The 22,313-nt window shown below is 60.9% G+C and carries 22 protein-coding genes; 6 read left to right on the top strand and 16 right to left on the bottom strand.

Going from position 1 to position 22,313, the window contains the following annotated elements:
• The first annotated feature begins 4 nt into the window (after positions 1 to 4).
• Positions 5 to 1,270 carry an NADH-quinone oxidoreductase subunit NuoF gene (gene nuoF, locus AS026_RS08775; protein WP_062369398.1) on the top strand — a complete coding sequence of 422 codons (1,266 nt, stop codon included), beginning with the start codon at positions 5 to 7 and terminating at the stop codon, positions 1,268 to 1,270.
• Between the two features lie 30 nt (positions 1,271 to 1,300).
• Positions 1,301 to 3,898, top strand: a complete 2,598-nt coding sequence (gene nuoG, locus AS026_RS08770; RefSeq protein WP_062369397.1) for an NADH-quinone oxidoreductase subunit NuoG — start codon at positions 1,301 to 1,303, stop codon at positions 3,896 to 3,898.
• A 15-nt stretch (positions 3,899 to 3,913) separates the two neighbouring features.
• On the opposite strand, the gene AS026_RS08765 is transcribed toward nuoG, so the two are convergent.
• The 9 genes from AS026_RS08765 to AS026_RS08725 all read right to left on the bottom strand — a co-directional run bounded on the left by AS026_RS08765 (position 3,914) and on the right by AS026_RS08725 (position 11,345).
• Positions 3,914 to 4,354 carry a CBS domain-containing protein gene (locus AS026_RS08765; RefSeq protein ID WP_062369396.1) on the bottom strand — a complete coding sequence of 147 codons (441 nt, stop codon included), beginning with the start codon at positions 4,352 to 4,354 and terminating at the stop codon, positions 3,914 to 3,916.
• A gap of 45 nt (positions 4,355 to 4,399) precedes the next feature.
• On the bottom strand, positions 4,400 to 4,966 hold the full coding sequence (locus tag AS026_RS08760; protein ID WP_062369395.1) for an NADH-quinone oxidoreductase subunit I: 567 nt from the start codon (positions 4,964 to 4,966) through the stop codon (positions 4,400 to 4,402).
• 30 nt (positions 4,967 to 4,996) lie between these two features.
• Complete coding sequence (nuoH, locus tag AS026_RS08755) at positions 4,997 to 5,983, bottom strand: NADH-quinone oxidoreductase subunit NuoH (protein WP_026371558.1); 987 nt, start codon at positions 5,981 to 5,983, stop codon at positions 4,997 to 4,999.
• A 203-nt stretch (positions 5,984 to 6,186) separates the two neighbouring features.
• Complete coding sequence (locus AS026_RS08750; protein WP_062369533.1) at positions 6,187 to 7,197, bottom strand: zinc-binding alcohol dehydrogenase family protein; 1,011 nt, start codon at positions 7,195 to 7,197, stop codon at positions 6,187 to 6,189.
• A gap of 150 nt (positions 7,198 to 7,347) precedes the next feature.
• On the bottom strand, positions 7,348 to 8,139 hold the full coding sequence (locus AS026_RS08745) for a transporter substrate-binding domain-containing protein (protein WP_342587556.1): 792 nt from the start codon (positions 8,137 to 8,139) through the stop codon (positions 7,348 to 7,350).
• A 34-nt stretch (positions 8,140 to 8,173) separates the two neighbouring features.
• Complete coding sequence (locus tag AS026_RS08740) at positions 8,174 to 8,902, bottom strand: amino acid ABC transporter ATP-binding protein (RefSeq protein WP_018855564.1); 729 nt, start codon at positions 8,900 to 8,902, stop codon at positions 8,174 to 8,176.
• A complete protein-coding gene (locus AS026_RS08735) occupies positions 8,886 to 9,536 on the bottom strand; it encodes an amino acid ABC transporter permease (RefSeq protein WP_062369393.1) in 651 nt (216 codons plus the stop codon). Before AS026_RS08735 ends, AS026_RS08740 begins: the two co-directional genes overlap by 17 nt.
• A gap of 13 nt (positions 9,537 to 9,549) precedes the next feature.
• The gene (locus AS026_RS08730; RefSeq protein WP_018855566.1) at positions 9,550 to 10,233 is read right to left on the bottom strand and encodes an amino acid ABC transporter permease; all 684 of its coding nucleotides are present in this window, start codon (positions 10,231 to 10,233) and stop codon (positions 9,550 to 9,552) included.
• Positions 10,230 to 11,345 carry a mannitol dehydrogenase family protein gene (locus tag AS026_RS08725; RefSeq protein ID WP_062369392.1) on the bottom strand — a complete coding sequence of 372 codons (1,116 nt, stop codon included), beginning with the start codon at positions 11,343 to 11,345 and terminating at the stop codon, positions 10,230 to 10,232. The genes AS026_RS08730 and AS026_RS08725 overlap by 4 nt, the downstream gene beginning before the upstream one ends.
• A 209-nt stretch (positions 11,346 to 11,554) precedes the next feature.
• Between AS026_RS08725 and AS026_RS08720 the strand changes: the two genes are divergently transcribed.
• A complete protein-coding gene (locus tag AS026_RS08720) occupies positions 11,555 to 12,451 on the top strand; it encodes a GntR family transcriptional regulator (protein WP_062369391.1) in 897 nt (298 codons plus the stop codon).
• 87 nt (positions 12,452 to 12,538) lie between these two features.
• Here AS026_RS08720 and AS026_RS08715 read toward each other — a convergent pair whose 3' ends face one another.
• The 7 genes from AS026_RS08715 to AS026_RS08680 form a co-directional block, all read right to left on the bottom strand.
• Positions 12,539 to 13,333 carry a potassium channel family protein gene (locus AS026_RS08715; protein ID WP_062369390.1) on the bottom strand — a complete coding sequence of 265 codons (795 nt, stop codon included), beginning with the start codon at positions 13,331 to 13,333 and terminating at the stop codon, positions 12,539 to 12,541.
• A 582-nt stretch (positions 13,334 to 13,915) separates the two neighbouring features.
• Positions 13,916 to 15,628 carry a thiamine pyrophosphate-requiring protein gene (locus AS026_RS08705; RefSeq protein WP_062369388.1) on the bottom strand — a complete coding sequence of 571 codons (1,713 nt, stop codon included), beginning with the start codon at positions 15,626 to 15,628 and terminating at the stop codon, positions 13,916 to 13,918.
• 4 nt (positions 15,629 to 15,632) lie between these two features.
• A complete protein-coding gene (locus AS026_RS08700; RefSeq protein ID WP_063805916.1) occupies positions 15,633 to 16,634 on the bottom strand; it encodes a branched-chain amino acid ABC transporter permease in 1,002 nt (333 codons plus the stop codon).
• The gene (locus AS026_RS08695; RefSeq protein ID WP_280950867.1) at positions 16,635 to 17,504 is read right to left on the bottom strand and encodes a branched-chain amino acid ABC transporter permease; all 870 of its coding nucleotides are present in this window, start codon (positions 17,502 to 17,504) and stop codon (positions 16,635 to 16,637) included. It lies immediately after the preceding gene.
• A 4-nt stretch (positions 17,505 to 17,508) separates the two neighbouring features.
• On the bottom strand, positions 17,509 to 18,210 hold the full coding sequence (locus AS026_RS08690; RefSeq protein ID WP_062369386.1) for an ABC transporter ATP-binding protein: 702 nt from the start codon (positions 18,208 to 18,210) through the stop codon (positions 17,509 to 17,511).
• Positions 18,207 to 18,947, bottom strand: coding sequence for an ABC transporter ATP-binding protein (locus AS026_RS08685; protein WP_062369385.1), 741 nt, complete (start codon positions 18,945 to 18,947; stop codon positions 18,207 to 18,209). The genes AS026_RS08690 and AS026_RS08685 overlap by 4 nt, the downstream gene beginning before the upstream one ends.
• Before the next feature lie 76 nt (positions 18,948 to 19,023).
• Positions 19,024 to 20,316, bottom strand: a complete 1,293-nt coding sequence (locus AS026_RS08680; RefSeq protein ID WP_160330097.1) for an ABC transporter substrate-binding protein — start codon at positions 20,314 to 20,316, stop codon at positions 19,024 to 19,026.
• Between the two features lie 157 nt (positions 20,317 to 20,473).
• Here AS026_RS08680 and AS026_RS08675 point away from each other — a divergent pair, with 157 nt between their 5' ends.
• The 3 genes from AS026_RS08675 to AS026_RS08665 are packed head-to-tail and all read left to right on the top strand — an operon-like array spanning position 20,474 to position 22,299.
• Positions 20,474 to 21,007 carry a 2,4'-dihydroxyacetophenone dioxygenase family protein gene (locus AS026_RS08675; RefSeq protein ID WP_062369383.1) on the top strand — a complete coding sequence of 178 codons (534 nt, stop codon included), beginning with the start codon at positions 20,474 to 20,476 and terminating at the stop codon, positions 21,005 to 21,007.
• 48 nt (positions 21,008 to 21,055) lie between these two features.
• Positions 21,056 to 21,820, top strand: a complete 765-nt coding sequence (locus AS026_RS08670) for an SDR family NAD(P)-dependent oxidoreductase (RefSeq protein ID WP_245307397.1) — start codon at positions 21,056 to 21,058, stop codon at positions 21,818 to 21,820.
• Positions 21,817 to 22,299, top strand: a complete 483-nt coding sequence (locus AS026_RS08665) for a MarR family winged helix-turn-helix transcriptional regulator (RefSeq protein ID WP_063805915.1) — start codon at positions 21,817 to 21,819, stop codon at positions 22,297 to 22,299. Before AS026_RS08670 ends, AS026_RS08665 begins: the two co-directional genes overlap by 4 nt.
• Positions 22,300 to 22,313: the final 14 nt, after the last annotated feature.

Below are 22,313 nucleotides of genomic sequence, written 5' to 3'. Positions count from 1 at the left end.
AGCCATGTTCGAGCCGGTTCTCCTCAAGAACATAAACGTCCAGGATGGTCATTTGTTGTCGACCTATGAAGCCGGCGGCGGCTACCAGGCGCTGAAGAAGGCGCTGCGCGAGCACACACCCGACGAGGTCATCGACCTCGTCAAGGAGGCAAACCTGCGAGGTCGCGGCGGTGCCGGTTTCCCGACGGGGATGAAATGGAGCTTCGTCCCGAAGCAGACCGGGAAGCCGAAATATCTCTGCTGCAACGCCGACGAGGGCGAGCCCGGTACCTTCAAGGACCGCATCATCATGGAGCGCGACCCACACCAGCTCGTGGAGGGGTTGGCGGTGAGCGCATACGCAATTGGCGCCAAGACCGCTTATGTCTATGTTCGCGGAGAGTATGTGACAGCGATCCGTCGCCTGGAGGAGGCGATCGCCGAGGCCCACGATAAAGGCTACCTCGGGCGGAAAATCCTGGGCACCGATTTCGATTTCACCGTGCATATCCATTGCGGTGCTGGCGCCTATATTTGCGGCGAGGAGACCGCGATGCTCGACTCGCTCGAGGGTAAACGCGCCCAGCCCCGCCTGAAACCGCCGTTTCCGGCAGTCGAGGGGCTATATGCCAGCCCCACGGTGATCAACAATGTCGAGACGCTTGCCTGCGTGCCGCATATCGTGATGCGTGGCTCGAGGTGGTTTCGGGAGATCGGACCGGACAAGAGCCCCGGCCCGAAGCTCTATTGCGTCAGCGGACAGGTGTTGAAGCCCGGTCTCTATGAGTTGCCGATGGGCATACCGCTGCGGGAACTCGTCGAGAGCCACGCCGGCGGCCCGTTGCCGGGACGCAGGATCAAGGCGGTGATCCCGGGCGGGGTCTCGGCGCCGGTCATACCGGAAAGCGGGCTTGATGTGGGGATGGATTTTGACTCGCTTGCTGCCGCCGGCTCGATGCTCGGCTCGGCCGGCGTGATCGTGATCGATGATGCGACCTGCATGGTCAAGGTCGCCACACGGATCGTAGAGTTCTTTCATCACGAATCCTGCGGCAAATGCACCCCATGCCGTGAAGGGCTGGACTGGGCGGTGAAGGTACTGCGCCGGGTCGAGGCGGGGCAGGGTGAGCCCGGTGATCTGGAGCAGCTGGACGCCCTGTGCAAAGGCATTTTCGGAAATACGTTCTGCGCGCTGGGTGACGGCGCGGCGATGGGACTGCGGGCTGCGCTCAAGCATTTCCGCGACGAGTTCGCCGTCCATATCAAGGAGCACAGGTGCCCGTACCACTAGGGTGCATCGGGAGAAGACCGCGAGGAAGCCATGGTTCGCGTCACGATCAATGACCAGACACTGGACGTGGAGGCCGGGTCTACGGTGCTGCAGGCGGCCCAGCGTCTGGGCATCGACATCCCGACTTTCTGCTATATGAAGCGGCTGCCGCCGCTGGCCTCGTGCCGGATGTGCCTGATTGAAATCGAAGGACAGCGCAAGCTGCAGCCGTCCTGCGCCACCGCGGTCACCGACGGCATGGTCGTGCGAACGAACACGCCGCTGATTGACGAAACACGTTCGTCCATGCTCGACATGCTGCTCGCCAATCACCCCCTCGACTGCCCCATCTGCGACAAGGGCGGCGAGTGTGAACTGCAGAACCAGGTGATGGCCTATGGGCCACGCGAAAGCCGTTTTCGCGATGCCAAACGCGTGTTCCATTCCGAAGATATCCGTCTGAGCCCCGTCGTGATCATGAATGTCAATCGCTGTATCCAGTGCCAGCGGTGCGTGCGGATGTGCGAGGAGGTGGTCGGCGCGGTCGCCTTGGGCACGGTCGAGAAAGGCATGGATACTGCCGTAACCGGGTTTGAGGGCAGTCTCGCGAGCTGCGACCAATGCGGCAATTGCATCGAAGTCTGCCCGGTCGGTGCGCTGATGAGCTTCCCCTATCGCTACAAGGCGCGGCCCTGGGATCTGGCCGAAACCGACACCATCTGCCCGCATTGCGGTACCGGCTGCCAGCTGACGGTTGGCACGCGCAAGGGCGAGTTCATGCGCGTGCGCTCAAAATGGGACCAGGGGGTCAACCGCGAAACGCTCTGCGTCCGCGGGCGCTTTGGCCTCGATTTTGTCACAAGCCCGGAGAGGATCAGGCGACCGATGGTTCGCCGTGATGGCGCCCTTGTCGCAGTTTCCTGGGAAGAGGCCGGGGACCACCTGAAACGGCGCCTTTCGGCGGTCGAAGGAAAGGCCGCAGGCGGGCTTGCCTCGCCACGCCTTCCAAACGAGACGCTTTATCAATTCCAGAAAATGATGCGCACGGTCTTCCGGACCAACAACATGGACTGCTCCTCGCGCTGGTCGACACCCCTCGATCCGCTCGCTGCGTTGGTCACCGGCCACTATACGCGCGCGCCGCTGGCGGACGTGATCGGCAACGATTGCGTGCTTGTCATCGGTGGTAACCCGACCGAGGAAAACCCGGTCACCGAATACCTCCTGCGGGACGCTGCGCGGCGGCGACAGACCGGATTGTTCATGCTTTCGGCCCGGCCATCCCGTCTGGACGCCGATGCCAGGGCGGTCGTTCGCGTGTCACCGGGCGGTGAGGGGCCGGGTCTCGCTGGGGTGGTGGCTGGGCTCATGGCAGCGGCTGATCCGAACCTGCTGGTCGCCGTTCCCGGGAACCTCGGCGGATCGCCGGCGGCCATTGGCGATGAGGCATCTCGTCTGGTGCGGGCATTGCTCAACGCGCAGAGCGTCACACTGCTTGTCAGCGCCGAGCTCCTGAGGTCGCCGACAGCACGTGAAACACTGCAGCAACTCTCAAACCTTGTGCAGCTTGTCCGCCTGCTTGGCAAAAGACTGGCGATGCAGTTTTTCTTCGACCGCGCCAACCAGCTTGGAGCCTGGGATATGGGCGTGCTGCCGGCAACTCTGCCGGGGCTGCGCCCGGTCGCTGACGATCAGACACACGCAACCCTCGAACGGAGCTGGGGCACGGAGATACCGTCCGAGCCCGGCGCGGATTTCGACGGGATGCTGGGCCTCTGCGACAAGGGGCAGATGGGCGCGCTCTATATTGCTGGAAGCGACCCGCTTGGGTCCTATCCCGACCGGGCGTACGTGAAGCAGGCCCTTCGTGCCGCCGGGCTCCTGATCGTGCAGGACGCGTTTCTCACCGAGACTGTCGGCATGGCCGAGGTGGTGCTGCCGGCCGCGAGTTACGGCGAGGAGACCGGGACCTTCACCAACAATGAGGGCCGGCTCCAGAAGGTCTGCAAGTTCCATGAACCCGTCGGCGAGGCACGCGGCAATCTGGCGATCTTCGACTTCGTCGCGGCACTTCGCGGCCACTCACTGCGGCCATCTTTTCAACGCGAGATTTTCGACGAGATTGCCAGGCTGGTTCCTGCTTACGAGGGCTTGAACTGGGACGGCCTTGGCGCAGACGGAGCGTTCACCAAAGGGGAACTTGCGCCACCGGCTGGCGGGTTCTTCGCCCCGGCGCCTGCTTCCGCTCCATCCGACCGTCTCATGCTGGTCACGGGCAACTGCCTGTTCCACAATGGATATCTTTCCGAACGATCGGAAATCCTGAATACGGTCGCAGATGACCCCTATGTCGAGATGGGCGCACAGGATGCCGAGGAGTTGGACCTTTCCGATGGCGATCAGCTTGTCGTGCGCTCAGCCCAGGGGGAGCTGACTGCAAAGCTCAAGGTCAACAGGCGCTTCCCAAAGAACCTTGTATTCGTTCCTGAAAACTACAGCGCGTTGCGCCTCAACAGCCTGATGCAGCGGGGCGAATACCCGTGTCCGGTGGAGGTTCGAAAGGCGCGCGTGGCCGATGGAACCGCAGCCGCGATCGTCCTCGCACCTGACCCCGAAGACAACGCCCAGGGCAGCGGTGGCCGCCTCTAACCCTGGCGTGCCTTGTCAATGATAGCTGACCCCGCAGATGTAATCCTGCAGATCCTGCTCCGTGCGCATCGCTTCCTCGAGCCTGTACTTGACCACGTCGCCGATGCTGACGATGCCGGCGATGTTGTCGCCTTCCATGACGAGCACATGGCGCGTACGCCGCTCGGTCATGATCGCCATCACGAGAGGCAGTAAATCGTCTGTGGAGCAGGTCGCCACACGTTGGCTCATGATATCGCTGACGCGCATGGCGGGTGCTTGGGTGCCATATTTGGCGACGGCATTGCAGCAGTCCCGCTCCGACACCGTTCCCAGGCATTCCCCCGGGTAACGGGCGACGATAACGAAGCCGATGTTGTTTTCTCGAAACAACCTCAGGACCTCCACCATCGTGTGGTTGGGTGTAACCGAGACGATCTCGGGAGACTTGCTGTTCAAGATCTGGCGCACATGCATGTGGGCCTCCTCTCTGCGCGCTTTGCCTTGACGGCTGGCGCATTTTCACCTTCGTCGGATATTACGCCACCAATTGTACCCCTGCCGGCCGCCGGTCTCGACCAGGACCTTCGGTTCGACGTTGAGGCGCGCAGCCACCACGCTGCCGCCAGTCGCTGCCTTGCCCGGCTTGGCAAGCAGATCGTCACGCCCGATCACCAGCTCGCGCGAAGAGAAGCTGGAGAATTCGTATTGTTGGCCAAGCGCGATCGCGTCGGCTGGACAGGCATCCTCGCACAGGCCGCAGAAGAGGCACCGTGCCGTATCGATCTCGAATTTTGCCGGGTGACGCTTGCCCTTCTCATCCTCGTAGGGGACGACTTCGATGCAGTCGCATGGACAAATGCGCGCGCAGAGTTCGCAGGCCACGCACTTGATCTCACCCTCATCGTCACGCTTCAGGAAGTGATGCCCACGGTAGCGTGAATAGGGGAGCCATTTCTCCTTGTCCGGGTACTGCATGGTTACCGGTTTGGAAAACATGTAACCGAAGGTCAGAGCCAAAGCCTTCGCCAGGTCGGCGAAGAACGCCCAGCCGATCCATGCGCCAATTCTGTCCTGCGCGTGCGACATCGCTGCCTCACTACCGAGCCGCTCTGGCCCCTAAAGGAAGACAAGACCAGTGATAATTATGTTCGCCATCGAGAGAGGAAGCAAGACTTTCCATCCGATCGCCATCAGCTGGTCGTAGCGGTAGCGCGGGAAGGTGAAACGGAACCAGATGAACATATAGACGAAGAATGCGACCTTGAGCGCGAACCACAGGAGCGGTGGCAAGGGGATGAGCGCGCCGTTCCAGCCGCCGAAGAAGAGGATCACAGCCAGGACCGACACCAAAAGGACGATGGCATATTCGCTCACCATGAACAACGCAAAGCGGATACCGCTGTATTCGGTATGGAACCCGGCGCCGAGATCGCCTTCCGCTTCCGCCAGGTCGAAAGGAATGCGCTGGGCCTCGGCCAGGCCGGCGACAAAAAACACGAAGAAGCCGATCGGCTGGTAGACGATGTTCCACACATCGGCCTGCGCACGCACAATTTCCAACAGGCTCATGGATTGCGCCAGCATGACTACGCCGATCACCGCGAACCCCATCGGGATCTCGTAGCTGATCATCTGCGCGCATGTCCTGAGGCTGCCGAGGACGGCGTATTTGCTGTTGGCGGCCCAGCCACCGAAGATAACGCCATAGACCTCGATCCCAAGCACCGCGAAGACGAAGAGAAGCGCCACATTCATGTTGGAGACATAGAGGGAAATCTCGTTGCCGAGCACCGAGACGGATTCGCCGAAGGGGATCGCGACGAAGACGACAAAGGGCGGAGCGAGCGCCAGAATGGGGGCCATTTTGAACAGCAAGCGATCGGCCTCGGCGGGGATATGGTCCTCCTTGGTCAAGAGCTTGATTCCGTCCGCCATAGGCTGCAGCAGCCCATGCCACCCAACCCGCATCGGCCCCATCCGCTGCTGCATGTGTCCGGCGATCTTGCGTTCCAGCCAGGTGAGAGGCAGAGGCAGCAGCAGCAGCATCGCAATCAGCAACGCGACCTTGAAGACGATCAATCCGGTGGCGAGTATGAGTTCCATGGTCCGCGGCTGCTTGTTCACGGGTTGAAACACATGGCCGGTTTTCATCTCCGGCTATTCATTGGGTACTTTGCACCTGTCAGGTCGCAGATACAACTGCGACGCAGTCCAATGCGGTTGCGCCAGCTGCTGTCGCAGGCATTCGATGCTTCGGCGGTAGCCCGTCAGGGACCCGAGCTCGCGCTTGAAATTCGTCGATGCTTTCAAACGTCCAGGATCGCTTTGATGACGCCCGCCTCGGGACGGGCCCATTCCACCAGCAATGCCGCGCCATCTTCCAGGCGTCCCCGATGCGTATTGAGGGCACGGGTCGGCACCTTGCCGGCCTCGATCTGGCGCACGACCTCGGCAAAGTCGTCCGGCTGGGCATTGCGGCTGGCCAGAAGCGTCGCCTCACGCTTGTGGAATTCCGGGTCGGAGAAGGTGATGTCTTGCCGTACGACGGAGAGCAGCACATAGCGCGCGCCGTGGGCGAGGAATCCGAAACCCCGCTCGATGGGGCGGGCACTCCCGGTCGCGTCGATCACCACATCGAAACCGTCGCCGCCGGTCAGGCGCTTCGCTTCCGCCTCGGCGGAGGCATCGGCCAGCATTGCAGCGTCAGCGCCGAGCCGGTCTGTGGCAAAGGCGAGCCGGTCGGCGCGCGTGTCCATGACAGTCACATGCGCTCCGCGCGTCTTGGCGAAAATGATTGCCGACATGCCGATCGGACCGGATCCGGTAACGAGCACGCGGTCGGCGGCGTTGATCGCGCCGCGCTTGACGCCGTGCGCGCCAATCGCCAGGAATTCGATCATCGCCGCATCTTCAAGCGCGATACCGCCGGTCGGCACCACGTTGGCCTCGGGCACCGAAACATATTCGGCCATGCCGCCGTCGCAGTGCACGCCCAGCACGCGGATCGACTGGCAGGCATTCGAAAGCCCCTTCCGGCAGGCATGACATGTACCGCAGGAGAGATAGGGCACGATATAGACGTGTTCGCCCGCCTTGAGACGGCTGCCCTCAGGGGCTTCTTCGACCGTACCGGAAAGTTCGTGGCCCATGACGCGCGGGTATTCGAGAAAGGGGTGCTTGCCGGCGAAGATGTGAAAATCGGTCCCGCAAATGCCGACATGGCGGATGCGCACGAGAACCTCGCCAGCGCCGGGTGCGGGTGCCGGACGGGAGACAAGCGAAAGACGGCCGGGTTCTTCGCAGAGAAGCGCTTTCATGAAGTTCATCCTGATTGTCTGAAGGTTTGGAACGGCACCACAGAGCCGCCGGGCATATCGACAAGGACCTTCCGCCTCATCATCAGTCGGCAGCCCGACCGGATGAGGGAGGTGCATGGGCGACCGTGGGTCGGCCGCCCCGCTGTCCGCTTATGGTTTCGGCATTTCCGCCGGCAGGTCGACGTTGTTGTACTTCTTGTAGATCTCGTTCAGCTTTCCGTTGGCGAGATCGGTCTTGACCCAGTCGTTGACCGCCGCCTTCAGCGCGTCGTCGCCCTTGCGCAGGCCAACGGCATAGGGATTGACCTTGAGCACGAACTTGACCTCGAGCGGGTCGTTCGTCCGGCGCTCGTTGACGGCATTCATGATCTGCGGAGCGGAGATCATGATATTGTTCTGGTCGGAGACGAGTGCGGTGACGAGGGTCGCGTCGTCGTCATAACGCACGATGTTGGCTCCCGTCGCCTGGCTTGTGGCTACCTTGTCGTTGGTCGTACCGCGGGTTGTTGCGACATCCTTGCCCACCAGTTCTTCCAACCCCTTGATCTCAAGGCCCTTCGGAGCAGCTGCGATGACCTGGATGACGCCGTGCGGATCGGCGAAATCGATCACCTTCTTGCGTTCCTCACTGATGGAGAGCGACGCGACGACCACGTCGGCCTTGTTTGTGAGCAGGAAGGGAATGCGGTTCGGGCTGGTCACCTCGATGATCTCGAGTTTCACGCCGAGGTGATCGGCGAGCAGTTTTGCGCTTTCGACCTCGGAGCCGGTCGGCTGCATGTTGGCATCCTGCATGCCGAAGGGCGGTGAGCCGAGGTCGATGGCCGCGCGCAACGTGCCGCGTGCCTTGATGTCGTCAAGCGTATCGGCGATGGCTATTGCCGGGACGGCACCAAAGAGAGCGAGCGCCAAGGCGCTGGTCATCAGGGTTCCGCGTTTCATCATTTAATCTCCTCCTTGAGACATTTCGATCGAATTAGAGGCCGTTGCTCAGGAACTCGCTTAGTTCCTTGGTCTGCGGATTATCCAGCATCGCGCCGGGGCCCGTTTCCCAGACCTTGCCCTGGTGCATGAAGATCACCTTGCTCGCGACCTTGCGGGCGAAGGCCATTTCGTGGGTGACGAGGATCATGCTCATGCCCGCGCGGGCGAGATCCTCCATGACGCGAAGCACCTCTCCGGTGAGCTGCGGGTCGAGTGCCGAGGTCACCTCATCGAAGAGCATCAGCTTCGGTTGCATGGCGAGCGAACGGGCGATGGCGACGCGCTGCTGCTGGCCGCCGGAAAGTTGCTCGGGGTAATTGTCGGCCTTCTCCAGGAGGCCGACCTTCGCCAGCACCTGCTCGGCAAGCGCGCGCGCTTCAGCCTTGCCCATGTTCTTCACGCAGGAGGGCGCGAGCATGATGTTTTGTGCCACTGTCAGATGCGGGAAGAGGTTATAGCTCTGAAAGACGATGCCGACATCGCGACGCAGCGCCCGCCGGTCGAGTGCAGCGTCGTGGACCTTGTGGCCGCAAACGAGGATCTCACCGCTGTCGATGGTCTCGAGTGCGTTGATACAGCGTAGCGCAGTCGACTTGCCTGAGCCCGAAGCACCGATCACCGCGATCACTTCGCTGGCGCCGATATCGAAACTGACCCCCTTCAGGACCTTCACGGCCCCGAAGCTTTTGTGCACGTTGCTGAGGCTAACGACGGCCGACATTGAGTTTCCTTTCAAGGCTGCGGCTCCAGGCCGAGAGCGGGTAGCAGATGGCGAAGTAGAAGACGGCGACGACGATGAACACCGTGAAAGGCTCAAAGATCGTGTTGTTGACAAGCTTGCCGGCCTGGGCGAGCTCGACGAAGCCGACAACCGAGGCCAGCGAGGTGTTCTTGACGATCTGCACGAGGAAGCCGACGGTCGGCGCCGTGGCGATGCGCATGGCCTGCGGAAGGATCACCCGCGTCATGCGTTGCCAGCGGCTGAGCGCCAGGCATTCGGCCGCCTCCCACTGGGTCTTCGGCACAGATTCCAGGCAGCCGCGCCAGATTTCCGCAAGGAAGGCAGAAGAGTAGATGACAAGGCCAAGGCCGGCGGCGACAATGGCCGGGAGGCTATCGAGGCCGATGACGGCAAGGCCGAAATAGAAGAGGAAGAGCGTGACGAGCAGCGGTGTGCCCTGCACGATCTGGATATAGCCGCTGGCAAGTCGCCGCAGCAGCGGGCTTGGAGAAATCCGGGCGAGCGCCATGGAGAAGCCCAGGACGGACCCCCCGATGAAGCCGATTGCTGAAAGACCGATGGTCCAGAGCGCCCCGACGGCGATGAATTCGATGTGGACGGGCGTGAGCGACATGTCCTGTTCCTCCTCAGATGGCCGTGCCCAGCTTGCGCCGACGGGGGAAAATAACGAGGCCGAACAGGATGAAGGCTACCCGCACCACGAAGGACAAGACGATGTATAGAGCCCCCGTTACGATATAGGTCTCGAAGGAGCGGAACGTGTCCGACTGGATGCGGTTTGCCACAGCCGTCAGTTCCTCGGCGGAAATTTGCGAGGTGATCGACGAGGCGAGCATCAGCAGTACGTACTGGCTGGTCAGTGCCGGATAGACACGCTCGATCGCAGGACGCACGATGACGTGCCAATAGGTCTGGGTGCGCGTCAGCCCAAGACATTCGGCGGCTTCCAACTGGGACTTGTGAATGGATTCGAGGCCCGCCCGCACGATCTCGCAGGTATAGGCACCAACATTGACCACAAGGGCTGCGACAGCTGCCGTGTTCGCCGATACCTTCAAGCCCATCGAGGCGAAGCCAAAATAGACCAGGAAGATCTGCACCAGCAGCGGTGTGTTGCGTATCGTCTCGACGTAGACCGCTACCAGAAATTTCAGCCAGGAAGGACCGTCCGCCCGCGCGATGGCGCAGAGCGTGCCGACAACGAAACCCAGGACTGTTGCGAGCGCAGAAAGCTTCAGCGTAAGCCAGACCCCCTGCAGGAACACCGGCCAGTACGGCAGGAGGGCGGAAAAGTCGAATGTATAGCTCATGCCGTCGCCTTCTGCCGGGAAACGATCGAGGAAAGAACCGGCGCTGGCGTACCGGCCCAATCGAGGAAGGCCGCGATACGCCGTTCGACCTTCAGCGCGTGATTGCCAGCGATGTCGGCGATGCGGTGGTCGAGATAGGGATTGCGGAAGCGGTCCATGGTGGTGGCGACATAGGCGCGCGCCGCATCCTCCATCCCGCGTGCGGAGAAACCGGGCAGGACCTCGTCGCGATAGATCGCGTCGAGACGGGCGTTGACGGCAGGCTCTGCCAGGATGGCACGAACGGTCTCATGCTCCGGCCGTCCGTCGCGCTGCCAGATATCGGCAAGAACGCTGTGGCCAAGATTGAGAATATGCAGCTTGAGGCGCTCGTAGGGTTCGAGGTCGTCCGTCAGCACGATGGACGGATGCGTGCAGGGAAGGCTGAGGCCCGGCGCCCGCTCGATCGCCCAGAGCGCATAAGGCTCGGCCACGGCGCCCGCGGGCTGCAGCGGCTCGGAGACGATGCGATCGACGAGCGTGTTGGCGAAAACCACCTCCTGGTCAAGGTACCTCAGGAAATCCTGAGGGGCGCTGGCCGTCGCCGCAAGGTCGCGGACAATGGCCCTTAGCGCCGGTCCGTTGCGGTTGACGAGTTCGCATGGCAGCACCGTCAGCGGACGCCCGCCACGCTGCCAGCGGGCATGGAGAAGCTGAAGGAGCTTGCCGGGAAACGAGACAAGCGGCGTGTCAGCAAAAAGGCCGGTGGACGCCTCGCCGGGAGTGACCGCATAGCCTGAGTCACCGGTGTTGGAGACCACAAAATCGGCTTCGTGAGCGAAGAGATCGACGATCTCGGCCCAGTCGCGGGCGGTCGAAAGGCCGCGCGATACGCTTTTCACCGCCACGCGACGCTCGGTGGCCAGGCCGTTCTCAAGGCCGCGAAGAACGACAGGAAAGCCCGCCGGATCGGAAAAGGCCGCAAGCCGACCGGCCCGTTCGGCAGAGCCCGAGGTCTGCACGATGACGACCGATGGTACGTCCTGACCCGCTTCCCGTGCCTCGTGCAGGAACAGATCCACATGCGCCTGAAGGAAGCGGCTCGTGCCGAATTGAAGGATGAGCCCCGTCATAGTCCGAACACCGGGAGGCGGCCGGTGCCCAGAAGAGGACAGCAACAGAAAAGGGTGTGAGGATGCGCTTCGCATCCATTGTCCGCGTGCATGAACTCCTCCTTCCACACAGCTGGTCTGTTTTTTTTGTATAAAAGACATTATTTGGACGGGCAATCTGTTTTTTTTATAAAAAAATCATTGTAAAAGACAAAGCGTCGGGGGGCGGCATGAAGACGAACACGCTTTACAAACGGACGCTCAATCAATGTCTTGACGTACTCGCACGCAAGTCGCCGGGATCAAAGCTTGCGTCTGAGCCGGTCCTGGCGGCCGAACTTGGCGTCAGCCGGACGACGCTGCGCGCCGTGCTGGCGGAGCTTTCGACGAGCGGTATCGTCGCGCTCGACGGGCGCTCCAAAGTGCTCCTGCGCCTGCCGTGCGCCAAGGACTATCAGGCAGGGACTGATCTCGGACCGCTCGCGGAGATCGTGGAACGCAAGTTCATGACCTGGATGGTGGGGCCCGATTGCAGTCCTGGCCAGAGCATCAATGCGCTCGATCTCGCCCGCCAGTTTGGGGTCTCCACGTCTGCCATCCGCGAATGCCTCAACACGTTCAGCCATTTCGGCCTGCTGGAGCGGCAGAGCAGCGGACGCTGGAAGGCCCTCGGTTTGACGGTGGACTTCGTGGCCGAGCTTTTCGACATGCGCGAATTCATGGAAATCCGGGCAGTGGAGCGCTTCATGGCGCTACCGCCCGACCATGCCGCATGGCGCACGCTTGCGTTCCTCGAACAGGAGCATCGGGAGATGCTGGCCGAAATCAGCTGGCGCTACCGCGATTTCTCCGATCTCGACCACCGGTTCCATAAGCTGGTCCACGGCGTCGCCCCCAACCGGTTCTTCATCAATATCCAGGGCGTGATGTCGGTCATTTTCCACTATCACTATCAATGGAGCAAGAAAGACGAACGACAGCGCAATCACGTCGCGGTCGAGGAACATCTGGCCTATATCGCTGCCCTTCAGAGTGGCGACCTCAAACAGGCGCGCCATGCCTGCGCCGAGCATCTGAAAACCGCCCGCTCAACGCTTCTCTCCTCGATCGAGATCGCCTCGGACTGACCAGGTCGCGTCCTTTCTCGGACAGACACCGCCCATGTCGCCCCGTGTTCGAAATCCGCCTCGAAACCCGGCCATCGGCATGCCCCTTCAGTTTCCTTCGTCGGGGATATTCAGCACCTCCCCACAGGCCTTGCAATGCACGGCATCGGTATCGTGCCGCTGCAGGCCGCATCTGGGGCACGGGAACGTGACCTTGTGCGGACGCACGACCGCCTGCGCCAGCCGTACAAAAAGCGAGATGCCGACGATCATGGTGACCACCGACGTGAGCTTTCCGAGGGTTCCGGGCAGCGTGATGTCGCCGAAGCCGGTCGTTGTGACAGTGGCGACCGTGAAATAGAGGGCGTCGACGAAGCCTTCCTCGCCGTTTCTGTCGTAGAAGAACGAGGTGTAGACGAATCCCGTGATCAGGAAGAGGAAGACCAGGAAGTTCAGGATCGCGCGCAGAACCTCAACGAATTCGCTGCAACCAATCCGACGCAATCCTGCCAGAAGCAGGGGGCTACGGCCAATTGCCCAGAGGCGCATGACCCGGAGGAAGGCGAAATTGAAGAGAAGGGACGGGAAGAGCAGGGTCGCCAGAATGATCAGGTCGACCCATGTCATCGGTCGAACGAGCCATGCGCCGACCGAGGGGGCCGCGGCTGCGCGCGCCACCATCTCGAGAATGATCCACGCCGCAATCGCGTAATCGATGATCAGGTATGACGGTCCCGTTCGCAGATAGGGCCCGAGGACGAAAAACGCGAGGATGGCTATGTCAACCGCCATGAAAGCAGCCTGCACCGCCATCGCCTTGGCGTCATCGCTCGTTTCGAGGCGACGAAGCCAATCGCGGATAGACTGCCGATACGATCGATCACCAAGGTCGAGGATGCCCATGTATCGGAAATCTACTCGCTTTGCGCGCCTCGTTATAGATCAAAATAGCGAGGGCAAACGACATTCGTACACGACGTGGGTACACTTTGGGTATGTGCTTAAACTGCCGTCAGGTAACCACCTGGGCTGGCCAGATCCTAATCGGAGCGACGGGCCTCAGCGGGCTTCTTTGATGGAGCTCGTTTGCGTTTCCCGCCCTTGCCGGGATTCGACCGCACCCGACTTCGCAGGCTTATCCGCGACGGTATCGGTTGTGCATCGACCAGGAGCGGTTTCGCGTTGATCGCTGCGATGGACGCCTCAAGCGCAGTCAGCCCGGAAATCACATTGTCGAAGATGCCCATGTCCTGCTCCGTTACTTCTGGCAAAAACCTAACATGGGTTCCTGGCGCAGGCCACATAATATTAGAAGCCTCTTATTTTGCGAGCGGGCCGAGCCACGTGAAGGCGGTATTCCAGACGTAGGTGCAGGCACACGAACGCGGGATCGAGCCCCCATCGGAGGACCGCATGTAATCTACAGCAGGTCCACCCTACGCCATTTGCGGCGTGCAGCCGTGCTCAGCCTGCTCCTATAACACCTCATCTGATGCGGACGTTCAGCAGCGCCGTACGTTGCCGCTGGGTGACCTGCATGATCGCCTCCTCAAGCGCCGGCCCGAGCTCGGCGGCGGTTTCCACCGATCGAGCCCAGGCGCCCGATGCCTCGGCGACCAGCTCGAATTTGGGACTTGGCGCAAGGGTGGTCAGCGGCATCTGGTTTGCCTTGGCGGCGTGACCGTCCGGATACATCGCAGTGACTGACTGCCGCACCGCGCCCCACTCCGCGTTGTTGAGGACGACGATCAGTACGGGAATGTCGTGCGCCTGGCTGACCTGATGGCAGGCGACGGGGTTGGCGAACATGTAAGAGCCGTCACCCATGGTGGCGACGATCAGCTTCTCCGGCCGTGCAAGCTTCATGCCCATGGCGGCCGGGAAGGACCAGCCCAGGCCGCCGGAAAACGGTTCCTGATACCAGCTCTCGGCCGACTTCAGGGTCATCGGTGCAAGGGGGCATCCAAGCTCGGAGAGAACCGTCGCGTCATGTTTTTCAAGTGCTTCCGAGAGCTTGAAGCTGACGTAGGCTTTGGTCATGACAGGCTCCGCAGCGCGTTCGGCCTCGGCACTGGCTTCGTCTCGAATTTTTGCCGTTGCCGCGGAAATCCGAGCGCGGCGCGCAGCGCGGTGGGTGGCGGAGCCGTGTTCCTTCATTGCGTCATACAAAGCGACGAGACCAGGCGCCGTTTCAGTGGCGATCGAAAGATCCGATCGGAAGTTGCGCACCGGTGTCCGGGTAAAGAGCGGGTTGGGCCCAAACTGGATGATGCGTGCATCGGCCTTCGGCTTATGAATATCGGGAGACCAGGGGGCGAGGGCGTCGATGACGAGGATGACATCCGCTTCAGCCAGCCAGGGTGCCGGGTCGGCGCCGCCGAACATCGGACTGTCCGTCGGAATGCCGATCTGCGTGGCCCAGTAGTGAACGACCGGGATCGCCCAGGTTTCCGAAAGTGCCGTCAACGCGGCAAATCCGTCGCGGCCACCGGCGCCTCGCTGGACGAAAATCACCGGGCTCTTGGCGCGCAGAAGCCAATCCGCTGCCTTGCGGATCGCATCGGCTGGTGGCTCGGCCTGCGCCGCCGCCATCGTCGGCTCAACCTCAAGCAATTCGTCGCTGACCGTTTCGGACAGCACTTCGCGGGGAAGGCTTAGATAGACGGGGCCCTTGGGGCTGGACTGCGCAATCGCGTAGGCCCGGTCCAGCATCTCTCCGATCTGTTCGGGATAGCGCAATTCGTAGTCCCACTTGCAAGCTTCCCGGACCAAGGCTGTCTGGTCCAGCATTTCCTGACCCCAGCCGATGGGAACGGTCCGCGTTCCGAATCGTCCTTTTTCCGTTGCCGGTGTGCGGCCAGACATCAGAATTACCGGGACAAGGTCGATCGCCGCGTTAAGTGCCCCGATCGCTCCGTTCGCCAGCCCGACATTGGTATGCAGAATGACCGCCTGCGGTCTGCCGGACATGAAATAGTAGCCATGAGCCATGCCAAGAGCGGCATGCTCGTGGGGAACGGCGATCGCTTTGGGTAGCTCGATCCCTGCGCTTGCCGCCTGTGCCAACCCCTCGATGATGGGCGGAAAATCGGTCCCGGAATTGGCAAAGACATAGTCGACGCCGAGTTTCTTCAGGCGTGGAAAAATTGCCGCGCCGGCGGTCAGGTCTGACTTTTCCGTCTGGTCTGTCGTGCGCAAGTCCTTACTCCGCTGACTTTGGCTGGGGCCGGCTTTTCGGACGATGTCCGAGTGGGATGAGATCGCCGGGAAGGAAGCGCCGCAATATGCCCCAGATGCCTTTGGGCTCGATCAATACGACGGTGATCGATACGGCGCCGAGAATGATGAGATGCCACACCCCGAGATCCGCCAGTGTTTCCCGCAGGAAAAAGAACACAATCGTTCCGATGATCGGGCCTTCGAATGACCCAATTCCACCAATGACCACGATGAAGATAACGTAAACCGTCCAATCAATAATGCTGAAGGACGCGGGGGGAGCAACGCGCAATTTCTGCGATGTGATGATGGCGCCGGCGATTCCGAGGAACGGCGCGGTCCAGAGGAAGCAGAGGATGCGCGTTCTATGCAGATTGACGCCGATCGCGCCGGCCCCTTCCTCGCTGTCGCGCATGGCCGTCAATCCTACGCCGACACGGGTTCGAATGAGGTACCAGGTCGCGAGCAGTGCAACCACGGCAAGGGCGAGGGCCAGCCAATAGATATTGACATAGCGCTCGATCGCGCTGCCACCGAACTGCTTGACCGTGGCGACCGGCATGCTCTTTCCCGACCCGCCGCCGAATGTGGGTAGTTTTCCTGCTAGAAGCATCAAGGTTTCCGCGACGACCCAGCTCCCGACCGCGAGATATCCGGCGCGCAGCCGAAATATGATCGCCATGATCGGCGCTGCCAGCACCAGGGCCACCAGGCCGGCCAGGAGCACGGAGAGGTAGGGGTTCATTTCGGCAAATACGAGAAAGCCGAAGAAGGCATAGGCGCCGATGCCGACGAATGCGTGTTGCCCGACCGTAACGATATCGGCATAGCCGGCAAGCAGGTTCCACATCAACGCAAGTACGAGCAAAGTCAGGAATTCGGTCGAAAGCTGCAGGCCTCTGAGGGACAGGAGGCTTGGTGCGGCGAGCAGAAAAACGACGCCGGCCAGCAACAATACTCTTCCGATGAGGATGGACGGGTTCATCTATGGGTACCGCGGAAACAAGCCCTGTGGCTTCAATGTGAAAATGATGAGGAAAGCGATATGGCCGGCGAGCACTTGCCAAGCGGCATCAATCTGCCCACCGACTGTTTGCGCGACACCGAGAAGAATGCCTCCAACGAGTGTTCCCCACAGGCTTCCAAGGCCCCCGAGAACAACGGCCTCAAAGGCGATCAGCAGTCTGCTGGGGCCACTGGTCGGATCGAAATTGGTCCAGAGCGACATGAAACCACCCGAAATGGCGATCGTCACGGCCACCATTCCCATCGCGACGGCATAGATGTGCGCCGATGGCAATCCAATCAGATTGGCTGCATCCGGATCGTCGGAGACTGCCCGAATCCGCGCGCCAATGCCGGTGCGGTAGAGCAGCTGGTCGAGCACAAATACAAGCAGAATTGCCGAAGCGAAGATGAGGAGCGGTAGGGTTCCGATATTTACCCCGCCGGCGACGTGAATCGTCGCCGCCTCGATCGCGCCAGCCGGCACTTTTCGCGTATCCGCACCATAAGCCCCCTGAAGTCCGTTCTGGATGATAACCGACAAGCCGAAGGTGACTAGGATGACCGGCAATACCCCTTTGCCGAGAACCCGTTCCAGAATACCGCGCTGGAGCAAATAACCGGCGAAAAACGCGATGGGCAGGATGATCAGGGCCGACAGAAGCGGCGAAAGGCCCAGCGAAACCGTCAAGGACAGCATCATGAAGCAGACAAGAACGATCAGGTCGCCGTGGGCGATATTGATGAAGCGCATCACACCCGCCGACAGCGACAGCCCCATCGCAAACATTGCGTAGAGCCCCCCGAGGAGAATGCCCTGCACGATTTGATTGATCCAGGCGCCCAGCAAGGGTTCAACCTCCAAAATAGGAACGGATAATGTCCTCGCGGGACACGTCGCCCGGACGGCCGCTCAGCACGACTTTGCCTTCGAGAAGGCTGTAGAAGCGGTCGGAGACCGCCAGCGAACGGGAGATGTCCTGTTCGACCAGGAGGATGGCCGTCCCGTTTTTCCGGATCTCGGGAAGGATGTTATAGAGGTCGCCGATGATGACTGGAGCCAATCCGAGGCTGATCTCGTCGCACAGCAACAGGCTGGGATTGGTGAGTATGGCTCGTCCGAGCGCCACCATCTGCTGCTGTCCGCCAGACAGTTCTCGGACACGCTGCTTTCGCCGGCTGGCAAGAGCAGGGAAGAAGCCAAAGATATCCTCGTGGCGGATTGATCCTCGCCGCCCGATCTGCCAACCGATATCGAGGTTTTCGTCGACTGTCAGAGACGGAAACAGACGCCGCCCCTCCGGGACAAGCGCCACTCCACTCGAGACGATTGCCGACGTCGACATGCAATCCAACGAGCGTCCATCCAGGTGGATGCCGCCTTCGATACGGGGAACCTGGCCGACGATCGCCTTCAACAGCGAGGACTTTCCTGCACCGTTCGCGCCGATAATCGAGACGATCTCGCCGGCGGCCACCTCCAGGCTTACATCGAAAAGGGCACGGAACTTTCCGTAGTAGACCGACAGGGCTTCAACCGAGAGAAGCGGTGTCATTCGCCCGCTCCGAGATAGACATCCTTGACGGCCTTGTCGGCCAGCACGGCATCGGGGCTGCCATTTGCGATGAGCTTTCCCCCGTAGAGCACGACAATCGAATCCGCCGCGCGTCTCAAGGCTCGCAACACATGTTCGATCCAGACGATCGTCGTTCCCCTGGAACTGACGTCGCTTATAATCTGAAGCAGGGTGTCGCACTCGGCATCGGTGAGGCCACCGGCAATCTCATCCAGCAGCAACAGGCGCGGTGCGCTGCCGAGCGCCTTGGCGAGTTCGAGCCGCTTCAAATCGAGCAAGGAGAGCTCCCCTGCCTGCGTTTCGGAGCGATGCGCGAGGTTCACCTGTTCCAGCACTTCCTCGGCATGGAAACTGGCATCTCCCATCGCAAGTCCGCCACCATGCAGGGCGGCCGCCAGGACATTCTCGAAAACACTCATATTCGAGAAAGGCTTGGGTATCTGGTACGTCCGTCCGATGCCCTGCCTCGACCGGTTCCACACCGATACTTTCGTGATGTCCTTGCCCTGGAAGCGAATGGCTCCCCCGTTGACCGGCAGGACGCCGGCAATGACGTTGAATAGCGTCGTTTTGCCGGCACCGTTCGGGCCGATCATTCCAAGGATCGAGCCCTTTGGAACTGTCAGATTGATTCCATCGAGAACGCGCAATGCACCGAAGTGCTTTTGAAGGTTTGAAAGTTCCAGGATTGCCTGAGATTGATTGACGTCGGGCATTGTCGATTACCGATACGACTGCATTGCGGATGGCGCCGGGCCACGCCAAACCGGTGGCGTGGCCCGGCGTCGCTCATCAGCTGTATTTTATGACGCTGGGTTCACCATTCACCGGCACTTCGGGTGTCGTCGTGTTATCAACGATGACAAGCTCCAGCGGATACTTGCTTCCCTTTTGCCATTGGCCGACCACAAGCGGTGTCAGAGCGGTGTTCGGGAACGGCCCCTTGCTGAAGTCGATTGTTCCCACGATCGACCTGTAGTTGGTCGCTTTCAACGCGTCGCGGATCGAACCTCGGTCGGTGGGGTCCTGTGTTCTCTTCAGGGTGTCGAACACCACTTCGAAGAGCGAATGGCGGAAGCCCAGAGGCAACGACCATTGACGGCCGCTGGCCGCCTCATAGGCATCCGAGAGCTCCTCCGAGGATTGGCCGGTCAAACCCGAATGATAGGGATGATACTTGCTCCACCACACCTCAGCCGTGAGCCCGATCGCCCGGTCACCGAGTGGTTCCATCGCGGCCGGGAATTCGCAGGCCTTGCCGACATAGACGATATCCGGCCGGAATCCCTGCTGCGCGGCGCTGTTCCAGAACGTCGTGAATTCGGGCGGCGGCAGCACGCCCTGGATGATATTGACGCCTGCGGCCTTGAATGCGCCGATCTGCGCATTGTAATTGGATGCCGGCATGTCGAACCGGCCGGGATCGATAACCTTGAAGCCGTGTTTCTCGAAGAATGGCGGGAAGCCGCGCTCCTTGTTCGACTGGGCGATGCCGTCACCGTCATTTGGCCACAGGCCGCCAATCACACCCTCCGGACGCAATTTCTTCCAATAGGGCACCATCGTCTCTGCCAGTTCCTGGCCGGAGAAGAAGAAGTTGTACGTCCAGTCCCAGCCGAGTTTAGGATCGCCGTTCCGCCCAAAGAAATAGGGCTCCAGCGGGGCGTCATTGCTGATGCAAGGCACACCATTGACTTCGCACTGGTCGGATACCGGGTTGACGGTTTCCGGCGTGGCGAAGGTGGCAATCAGATCGACCTCGTCCTGCAGGATCAGTTCCTGCGCAACTTCCGAAGCCCGATTTGGGTTGGACTGACTGTCCTTGATGATGATTTCAAACGGATGCTTCGTGCCGTTGATCGTCACGTTGCCACCCGTGGCCTTTTTCACCTGATCCAATACAAAAGGTATGTGTTCGGTGAAAAAGGCGAGCGGGCCTGTCGTCGGCTGCACGAGGCCGATCTTGATGGTTTTTGGTGCTGCCAGCGCCCTTGTCATAAAGCCGGGCGCCATGGTGGCGGCGGCTCCTACAGTCAGCCCTTTGACCACGTGGCGGCGACTCATCGATAGATTGATTCTGCTCATTGACATCCTCCCCTTGTCCTGAGTGCGCCTTATTTTTCCGCCGGCGCAAGCGGCCTCCATAGACAAACCATAGATCGAAAACAGTTTGAAGGCAAACTAATTGCCAAACCGGTTTCGCTTGCGGTAGTTTGTTGGAAGACAGGCGGGAGGACCAAGCATGCCGAAATTTCAGGGAGGCGAATTCTGGCGGAATCTGCAGCCGATCCAGACCGTGTTTCGCGAAGGCGCAAAGCCGGAAGCATACATTCACGACGCGCCGACCAGCGATGAACGCTACTATGTGCCCTTCAGCGATACGGTCTTTTCCCGTCCGCTCTGGATCCAGCCTGGTCAGAACAAATGGGCGGACATCCTGTTTGCCAAGAGCGCCGGACTGGTGAACCGGCACTATCATCCGCACGAGGTTTTCGCCTACACGATCTCCGGAAAATGGGGCTATCTGGAGCACGACTGGATCGCGACCGCCGGAGACTTCGTCTATGAGTCGCCGGGAGAAGGCCATACGCTGGTCGCCTATGACCACGAGGAGCCCATGCGTGCCTTCTTCATCGTCACCGGGCCCTTGATCTGGCTGGACGATGACGGCAAGCCTAGCGGTCATTTCGATGTGTTCGACTACATCGACATGTGCAAGCGCCACTACGACAGCGTCGGCCTCGGCGCCAAGCTGATCGACGATCTCATTCGCTGACCGGCCTATTCCGTTTTGGTAGGTTCATCATCAACACCGGGGCTTTGAATGCCGATGCGACTGCTGGAAAATAAGACTTGCATCATCACAGGCGGCGCTGGAAGCCTGGGCCAGGCGACCGCGCGTCTCTTCCTCGACGAGGGCGCCTCGGTCATGCTGGTCGACCTTCACGCAGAGGCACTTGCCGGCGCCGCCAACGCCTTGGCGAGCGACAGGGTGGCCATATTTCAAGCCGATGTCAGCAAGGCACGCGATTCGGCGGCTTATGTGGACGCGACCGTGGAGCGTTTCGGGCCAATCGATGTGCTCTTCAGCAATGCCGGCAACTTCGGTACCGTCGCCCCTATCGACAAGTACCCCGAGGAGGTGTTCGACGCGGTTTTCGCCGTTCACGTTCGTGGCGCGTTTCTGGCCGCCAAATACGCAGTGCCGCGCATGCGCGACGGCGGAAGCATCGTTCTGACATCTTCGGTCGCCGCCACCCGGGGAGATCCCGGTGTCTACGCCTATATCACCGCCAAGCACGCCCAGGTCGGCCTGATGCGCTGCTTGGCGAAAGAATTGGCGCCTCGCCGGATCCGCGTCAATTCCATCCATCCCGGCCCACTCGACAACGAGTTCCAGCACCGGGTCGAAGATGGCCTCGGTGCCGCCATTGGTCGCGATGGGGCCGAGTTTTTTAATGAAATGATTCCGCTGGGGCGCCATGGAAGGGTGGACGAAGCGGCACGTTCCGTTCTTTTTCTCGCTTCCGACCAGAGCAGCTTCACCACCGGGTCGATGCTTGCGGTCGATGGAGGAATGAGCACATGAGCGAGACGAAGCGCAAGCGGATTTCCGCACCGCCCGAGCTGAACAGCAGCATCGATCTCGGCCCATTGGAAGATTTCGTCGGCTTCAACCTGCGTCTCGCCCAAGACGCGTCATTCCAGGTCTTCGCACAGCATACCGGGGAACCTCATTTGCGGCCAGGGCGCTTCGCCAGCCTCATGGTTATTCACCGGAATCCCGGACTGACTCAAAGGGACCTCGGGCAAGCGATTGCCCGGGACAAGTCCTCAGTCACGCCCTTGGTCAAGGCGATGGAACAGGACGGCCTTGTCGAGCGGCGTCCCTCGCCGGAGGACCGGCGCAGCGTCACGCTCTGGCTTACTGAATCCGGGGAAAAGGCGCTCCAATCGCTCCTGGCGCATGCACGTGAACACGACCGAAAACTTGATGAACTGGTAGGATTGGAGCGGAAGGCGGAATTCTTGCGGCTGCTCAAGAAAATCACGGCTGAACTGAAATGAGACATCGTGACTGC

Origin of the sequence: Rhizobium altiplani, assembly GCF_001542405.1 — a bacterium.
Taxonomy (GTDB): Bacteria; Pseudomonadota; Alphaproteobacteria; order Rhizobiales; family Rhizobiaceae; genus Rhizobium; species Rhizobium altiplani.
The sequence above is the reverse complement of the archived record's forward strand: the minus strand, read 5'-3'. Positions and strand labels throughout refer to the sequence as shown.

What these genes read in the sequence shown, in the direction of transcription:
- AS026_RS08670 (WP_245307397.1), top strand. Translation starts at nt 21,056, where the DNA reads ATGCCGATGCGACTGCTGGAAAATAAGACTTGCATCATCACAGGCGGC.
- AS026_RS08730 (WP_018855566.1), bottom strand. Translation starts at nt 10,233, where the DNA reads ATGAGCTATACATTCGACTTTTCCGCCCTCCTGCCGTACTGGCCGGTG.
- AS026_RS08765 (WP_062369396.1), bottom strand. Translation starts at nt 4,354, where the DNA reads ATGCATGTGCGCCAGATCTTGAACAGCAAGTCTCCCGAGATCGTCTCG.
- AS026_RS08740 (WP_018855564.1), bottom strand. Translation starts at nt 8,902, where the DNA reads ATGTCGGCCGTCGTTAGCCTCAGCAACGTGCACAAAAGCTTCGGGGCC.
- AS026_RS08665 (WP_063805915.1), top strand. Translation starts at nt 21,817, where the DNA reads ATGAGCGAGACGAAGCGCAAGCGGATTTCCGCACCGCCCGAGCTGAAC.
- nuoF (WP_062369398.1), top strand. Translation starts at nt 5, where the DNA reads ATGTTCGAGCCGGTTCTCCTCAAGAACATAAACGTCCAGGATGGTCAT.
- AS026_RS08675 (WP_062369383.1), top strand. Translation starts at nt 20,474, where the DNA reads ATGCCGAAATTTCAGGGAGGCGAATTCTGGCGGAATCTGCAGCCGATC.
- AS026_RS08685 (WP_062369385.1), bottom strand. Translation starts at nt 18,947, where the DNA reads ATGCCCGACGTCAATCAATCTCAGGCAATCCTGGAACTTTCAAACCTT.
- AS026_RS08715 (WP_062369390.1), bottom strand. Translation starts at nt 13,333, where the DNA reads ATGGGCATCCTCGACCTTGGTGATCGATCGTATCGGCAGTCTATCCGC.
- nuoH (WP_026371558.1), bottom strand. Translation starts at nt 5,983, where the DNA reads ATGGAACTCATACTCGCCACCGGATTGATCGTCTTCAAGGTCGCGTTG.
- nuoG (WP_062369397.1), top strand. Translation starts at nt 1,301, where the DNA reads ATGGTTCGCGTCACGATCAATGACCAGACACTGGACGTGGAGGCCGGG.
- AS026_RS08745 (WP_342587556.1), bottom strand. Translation starts at nt 8,139, where the DNA reads ATGAAACGCGGAACCCTGATGACCAGCGCCTTGGCGCTCGCTCTCTTT.
- AS026_RS08700 (WP_063805916.1), bottom strand. Translation starts at nt 16,634, where the DNA reads ATGAACCCGTCCATCCTCATCGGAAGAGTATTGTTGCTGGCCGGCGTC.
- AS026_RS08725 (WP_062369392.1), bottom strand. Translation starts at nt 11,345, where the DNA reads ATGACGGGGCTCATCCTTCAATTCGGCACGAGCCGCTTCCTTCAGGCG.
- AS026_RS08680 (WP_160330097.1), bottom strand. Translation starts at nt 20,316, where the DNA reads ATGAGCAGAATCAATCTATCGATGAGTCGCCGCCACGTGGTCAAAGGG.
- AS026_RS08735 (WP_062369393.1), bottom strand. Translation starts at nt 9,536, where the DNA reads ATGTCGCTCACGCCCGTCCACATCGAATTCATCGCCGTCGGGGCGCTC.
- AS026_RS08720 (WP_062369391.1), top strand. Translation starts at nt 11,555, where the DNA reads ATGAAGACGAACACGCTTTACAAACGGACGCTCAATCAATGTCTTGAC.
- AS026_RS08750 (WP_062369533.1), bottom strand. Translation starts at nt 7,197, where the DNA reads ATGAAAGCGCTTCTCTGCGAAGAACCCGGCCGTCTTTCGCTTGTCTCC.
- AS026_RS08760 (WP_062369395.1), bottom strand. Translation starts at nt 4,966, where the DNA reads ATGTCGCACGCGCAGGACAGAATTGGCGCATGGATCGGCTGGGCGTTC.
- AS026_RS08690 (WP_062369386.1), bottom strand. Translation starts at nt 18,210, where the DNA reads ATGACACCGCTTCTCTCGGTTGAAGCCCTGTCGGTCTACTACGGAAAG.